At 69.1% G+C, this 5,582-nt stretch carries 3 protein-coding genes and 1 tRNA gene; 2 read left to right on the top strand and 2 right to left on the bottom strand.

Annotated features, from left to right (window positions below):
- Positions 1-40: 40 nt before the first annotated feature.
- Both GXZ33_RS05245 and GXZ33_RS05240 read right to left on the bottom strand, forming a co-directional pair.
- Positions 41-394 carry a DUF3817 domain-containing protein gene (locus tag GXZ33_RS05245; RefSeq protein WP_291339815.1) on the bottom strand — a complete coding sequence of 118 codons (354 nt, stop codon included), beginning with the start codon at positions 392-394 and terminating at the stop codon, positions 41-43.
- Positions 391-756 (bottom strand): hypothetical protein, encoded by a 366-nt coding sequence (locus GXZ33_RS05240; RefSeq protein ID WP_291339816.1) that lies wholly within the window; start codon positions 754-756, stop codon positions 391-393. The genes GXZ33_RS05245 and GXZ33_RS05240 overlap by 4 nt, the downstream gene beginning before the upstream one ends.
- Positions 757-910: 154 nt before the next feature.
- Here GXZ33_RS05240 and GXZ33_RS05235 point away from each other — a divergent pair.
- A tRNA-Leu gene (locus GXZ33_RS05235) sits at positions 911-992 on the top strand.
- A 395-nt stretch (positions 993-1,387) separates the two neighbouring features.
- On the top strand, positions 1,388-5,582 hold a 4,195-nt coding region (locus GXZ33_RS05230), incomplete at its 3' end, for a fatty acid synthase subunit beta domain-containing protein (RefSeq protein ID WP_291339814.1).

Here is a 5,582-nt window from a genome sequence, read left to right as displayed (position 1 = left end):
TGCAGTACTGCAGGTGCCCCGTTCTTGCGTCTGCGGGTGGCTAGTCGAGCTGGAACTTCTGCTTGACCTCGCGGCGGCGGTTCGCCTCGACGATGAAGGAGAGGAACGGCACGACGCCGGCTAGCGCGGTGGTGAACCACATGACGGGCTTCCAGCGGGCCTTGAGGCCGAGGTTGAGCACCGCCAGGACGTAGCCCATGTAGGCCCAGCCGTGGGCGATGGCGACGATCGTGGCCCAGTCCGGGATATCCACCTTGAGGATGTACTCCATGATCATGCGCACCACGAGGAAGACGAGGAACGCACCCGTGATCCAGGCGGTGACCGAGAAGATCTTCAGTGCGGTGTCGACGCGCTTCTGGCGCTCGGGGTGGATCGTCTGGGTGGTTGTCATGGGTGATTGTCTCCAGTGTGGTCGGTGTCTGCTTCTCGACGCTCCCGTGTCGGCCTGTTCAGCTCGTTGAAGGTGTCGATGTCGATGGTGGGGCGGGACGGCAGGAAGGTGTCGTCGATGGCGGTGACCTTGTCCTTCTTCACGTCGGCGGCCTCGTAGCGGAAGTCCGGGTCGTCCGAGGCGTTCTCCGCGTCGATCATCTCGTTCTCGTACGCGAGGAATTTGCGGTACGCGTAGACGAAGAACGCGCCGAACAGCGGCCACTGGAATGCGTAGCCGAGGTTCTGGAACGTTCCTGTGCCGGACTGGAACCGCGTCCACTGCCACCAGGCCAGGGCGATGGTGCAGGCGACGGCGATCATGAGGAAGATGACGTGCGAGACGCGTACTTTCTTCCGCTCTCTCTTCTGCCTGCTGTTGTCGCTCACGGAACTCACGATACCCGGCATCCTTCAAAAGGTGGAGTTCGGGGAGTTTCTGGTGGTGGGGGCTGAACGGGTATCATTATTCCGGCATGCGCTCGTGGCGGAATTGGCAGACGCGCTGGATTTAGGTTCCAGTGTCTTCGGATGTGTGGGTTCAAGTCCCACCGGGCGCACGTTGCGGACAGGCCCTCCACCGGGAAATCGACACCGGTGGAGGGCCTGCCGTCGATTCCGGACCCCCCGGGGCCACACATGTGATAATCATCCCTCCACCGGTGGGCAGTGTCAGTCGTCACACGGCGGAGGGTCGGGCGGGGGTCCGGTGGGGCGTCGAAAAGCAAAAAGTGCACAGCCCACAGGTGGTTTTGTTCAGGAACCGACGCAACCGGAACCTACTGCCCCGTAGCCGGTCAGAGGCGTGACGCGGAAATGGAACGGTGCGACACTCGCCATAAAGATGACGCTTTCCTCAGGTTTGTATGGCATATTTGGCTATCAAAACTTGTGGGCACCAGTGTGTCCCGAGTTTCGTCATGCACAAAGTAGGAAACACAGGAGCGAAGTCCACGTGACCGAATACAGCACCTCCTTCGGGACGGATCGACTGATCAACCGCTTCGACCGTGAGCCGTTTGCCCTGGCCTTCTCCGGCCAGGGATTCGACTGGTTGAAGACCCTCCGCGCGGCCGTCGCCGCCGGTGTCGGCACCGCCGTCACCTCCCTCGTCGACGGCGCTGCGGCCAGGCTCGCGCCTGTCGCCGACGAGCTCGCCGGCACCCGCCCCCACGGCTTCGACCCCGTCGCCTGGGCGCGCAGCGAGGAGAACCCGTCCTTCGACACCGCACAGGCCGCCATCAGCGTCCCCGGTGTCTTCACGGCCCAGCTCGCGGTCCTGGAGTCCCTCGACCGCCAGGGACTGGAACTGGACAAGGCCGTCGCCTCCGTCGGCCACTCCCAGGGCAAGCTCGCCACCCTGCTTCTCGAGGGGCAGGCGGAGTCCGATGACCTCCTCGCCATCGCGCAGCTCATCGGCGCCGCCATGACCCGCACCGCCCGCATCACCGGCCTCATCCAGCAGGGCGAGAACTCCCCGATGGTGTCCGTCATCGGCGTGACCCGCGAACAGCTGCAGCAGGCCATCGACCACGCCACCGCCGACGTGCCGGAGGAGATCCGCCCCGTCATCGGTCTGCGCAACACCCGCGACACCTACGTCATGGTCGGCCGCCCGCAGGACCTGCTGGCCGTCCAGGAGCTGCTGGGCACGTTCGCCGCCCGCGACGCCAAGGCCGTCGAGAACAAGGAGCGCGGCGGCGAGCCCTTCAACCCGCGCTTCAACCCGCTCCCGATCCAGACCGCGTTCCACCACCCGGCCATGACGGCCGCCGTCGAGCAGACCGTCGCCTGGGCGGAGAAGGCCGGCCTCGACGCCGCCATCGCCCGTGAGGCCGCCGAGCTGGTCCTGACCACCCCGGTCGACTTCCCCGCCGAGCTGGGCACCGCCGTCGACGCCGGCACCCGCTGGATCCTCGAGGTCGGCCCCGAGACCGGCATGACCCCGCTGACCCGTCGCGTCGTCGCCGGCCGCGGCGTCGGCGTCCTCGTCGTCTCCGACACCGAGGGCCAGGCCGAGCTCTTCGACGCCGGCCTCGCCCCCGAGCTGCCGCGCGACTGGGCCGAGTTCGCCCCCCGCCTGGAGAAGCGCAACGGCCAGGTCCGCCTGGTCACGAAGTTCACCGAGGTCACCGGCTACACCCCGATGACCCTGCCGGGCATGACGCCCACCACCGTCGACCCGAAGATCGTCGCCGCCGCCGCCAACGCCGGCCACTGGGCCGAGCTCGCCGGTGGCGGCCAGGTCACCGAGGACGTGCTCCACGAGCACCTCGAGCAGCTGCAGGACATGCTCCTGCCGGGCGTCAACGCCCAGTTCAACTCGATGTTCCTCAACCCCTACCTGTGGCGCATGCAGATCGAGGGCAAGCGCCTCGTCCCGCGCGCCCGCGCGAACGGCGCCCCCATCGACGGTGTCATCATCACCGCCGGCATGCCGCCGCACGACGAGGCCGTCTCCCTGGTCCGCGAGCTGCGCGACGCCAACTTCCCGTGGATCGTCTTCAAGCCGGGTGCCGCCAAGCACATCCGCCAGGTGCTCAAGATCGCCGACGACGTCGACGGCATCCCGATCATCATCCAGGTCGAGGGCGGCAAGGCCGGTGGCCACCACTCCTGGGAGGACCTCGACGAGCTCCTCATCGCCACCTACGCCGAGATCCGCGACCGCGACAACGTCATCCTCATCGTCGGTGGCGGCATCGGCACCCCCGAGCGCGCCGCCGAGTACATCACCGGCTCCTGGTCGCAGAAGTACGACCTGCCGGCCATGCCGACCGACGGCATCCTCATCGGCACCGCCGCCATGGCGACCCTCGAGTCCACCGCCTCCGAGTCCGTCAAGCAGGCGCTCGTCGACGCCCCCGGCACCGACGAATGGGCCGGCGCCGGCCGCGAGGCCGGCGGTGTGGCCTCCGGCCGTTCCCAGCTGGGCGCCGACCTCTACGAGATCGAGAACTCCTTCGCCAAGGCCGGCCGCCTCCTCGACGAGGTCGCCGGTGACGACGACGCAGCGGTCGCCCGCCGCGACGAGATCATCGAGGCCATCAACAAGACCTGCAAGCCCTACTTCGGCGACGTCGAGGCCATGACCTACGCGGAGTGGCTCAACCGCTACCTCGAGGTCTCCGGCCCCTACCAGGGCGAGTGGACCGACGTGTCCTGGTACAACCGCTTCGTCGACATGGTCGGCCGCGCCGAGGCCCGCCTCACCGACATCGACCACGGCGAGTTCGAGTCCCTCATCGAGGTGGACGCGGACAACCCGACGGCGGCCGTCGAGAAGCTCATCGAGCTCTACCCCTTCGCCGAGCGCGACCTGCTGCACCCGGCGGACCGCGCCTGGTTCAACAAGCTGCTGCTCAACCCGGGCAAGCCGGCCAACTTCGTCCCCGTCATCGACGGTGACGTCCGCCGCTGGTGGCGCTCCGACTCCCTGTGGCAGGCCCACGACGAGCGTTACGACGCCGACCAGGTCTGCATCATCCCGGGCACCGCCGCCGTCGCCGGCATCACCCGCGCCAACGAGCCGGTCGCCGAGCTGCTGGGCCGCTTCAACCAGGCCTCCATCGACGCGCTCCTCGACGCCGGCGAGACCGCCGTCGAGGTCACCGACTCCGTCGTCGAGCGTGTCCTCACCGCGCCGGGCACCTACTGGGCCGGCCGCCAGCAGCCCTCCTACATCGAGCGCCTCGGCGACACCGACCAGTGGACCCTGGCCGAGGACCGTTCCTCCGCCACCCACGCCGCCACCGGCTCCCGCCTCGTGGCCGAGGACGCCGAGCACGCCGTGCTCACCGTCCCGCTGGCCGGTTCCACCGCCGCCGGCACCACCACCGACCTGACCATCCGCTTCACGGTCCCGGCCGACGCGCCGCTGTCCGCGAACCCGCAGGTCACCGTCGAGGATGCCGAGGCCGCCATGGCTGAGCTCACCCGCGTCGCCGCCGGTGGCGAGCTGGCCCCGGTCGCCGCCGACGGTGTCGCCTCCTGGTCGACCACCCTCGATGCCGGCCACCTGGCCGACTACAACAACGTCACCGCCGGCTACCTGCCGGGCGACATCACCGTCGAGGACACCGCCCCCGACGTCCTCGTCGGTCGCGCCTGGCCGGCCGTGTTCGCGGCCGTCCGCTCCGCGGTCGTCCCGGGCACCGACTCCGCCTCCGTCGTCGAGGGCATGCTGTCCCTCGTCCACCTCGAGCACCACCTGACCATGCTCGCCGAGCTGCCGTCGCTCACCGAGGGCGCCGTCGACCTGCAGGTCACCGCCACCGCCGACGAGGTCTCCGACACCGACATGGGTCGCCTCGTCGTCGTCCGCGCGCAGATCACCGCCGACGGTGAGCCGCTGGCCAAGCTGTCCGAGCGTTTCGCCATCCGCGGCCGCAACGGCAAGATGACCGCACGCACCAACACCTCGGCGCTGCCGTCCGTCGTGGACACCCCGCGTTCCTTCCGCGCCTACGCGCGCGTCGTGGCCCCGGAGTCCATGCACCCGTTCGCCGTCGTCTCCGGCGACCGCAACCCGATCCACGTCTCCGACACCGCCGCCGGTCTGGCCGGCCTGCCGGGCGTCATCGTCCACGGCATGTGGACCTCCGCCATCGGTGAGCTCATCGCCGGTGCCGGCTACTCCGACGACACCGCGTCCACCACCCCGGGCCGCGTCGTCGAGTACACCGCCACGATGCTCGCCCCGGTCCTGCCGGGCGAGGTCATCGAGTTCACCGTCGAGCGCTCCGGCGTGGACAACCGTCCGGGCCACGGTGAGGTCCGCTCCGTCACCGCGACCGTCAACGGCAACATGGTCCTCACCGCGACCGCCGTCATGGCCGCGCCGACCACCTTCTACGGCTTCCCGGGCCAGGGCATCCAGTCCCAGGGCATGGGCATGGATTCCCGTGCCTCCTCCGCCGCCGCGCGTGAGGTCTGGGACCGCGCCGACCGCCACACCCGTGGCAGGCTGGGCTTCTCCGTCCTGGAGATCGTCAAGAACAACCCGACCGAGGTCGTCGTCGGCGGGGAGCGCTTCCACCACCCGGACGGCGTGCTCTTCCTCACCCAGTTCACCCAGGTCGCCATGGCCACCCTGGGCTGCGCCCAGATCGCCGAGATGCGCGAGGCCGACGCCCTCAACCAGCGCGCCT

The organism is Corynebacterium sp., from assembly GCF_012838985.1.
Classification (GTDB): Bacteria; Actinomycetota; Actinomycetes; order Mycobacteriales; family Mycobacteriaceae; genus Corynebacterium.
Note: the sequence above shows the minus strand (reverse complement) of the source record. Positions and strands in the feature narration are given on the sequence as shown.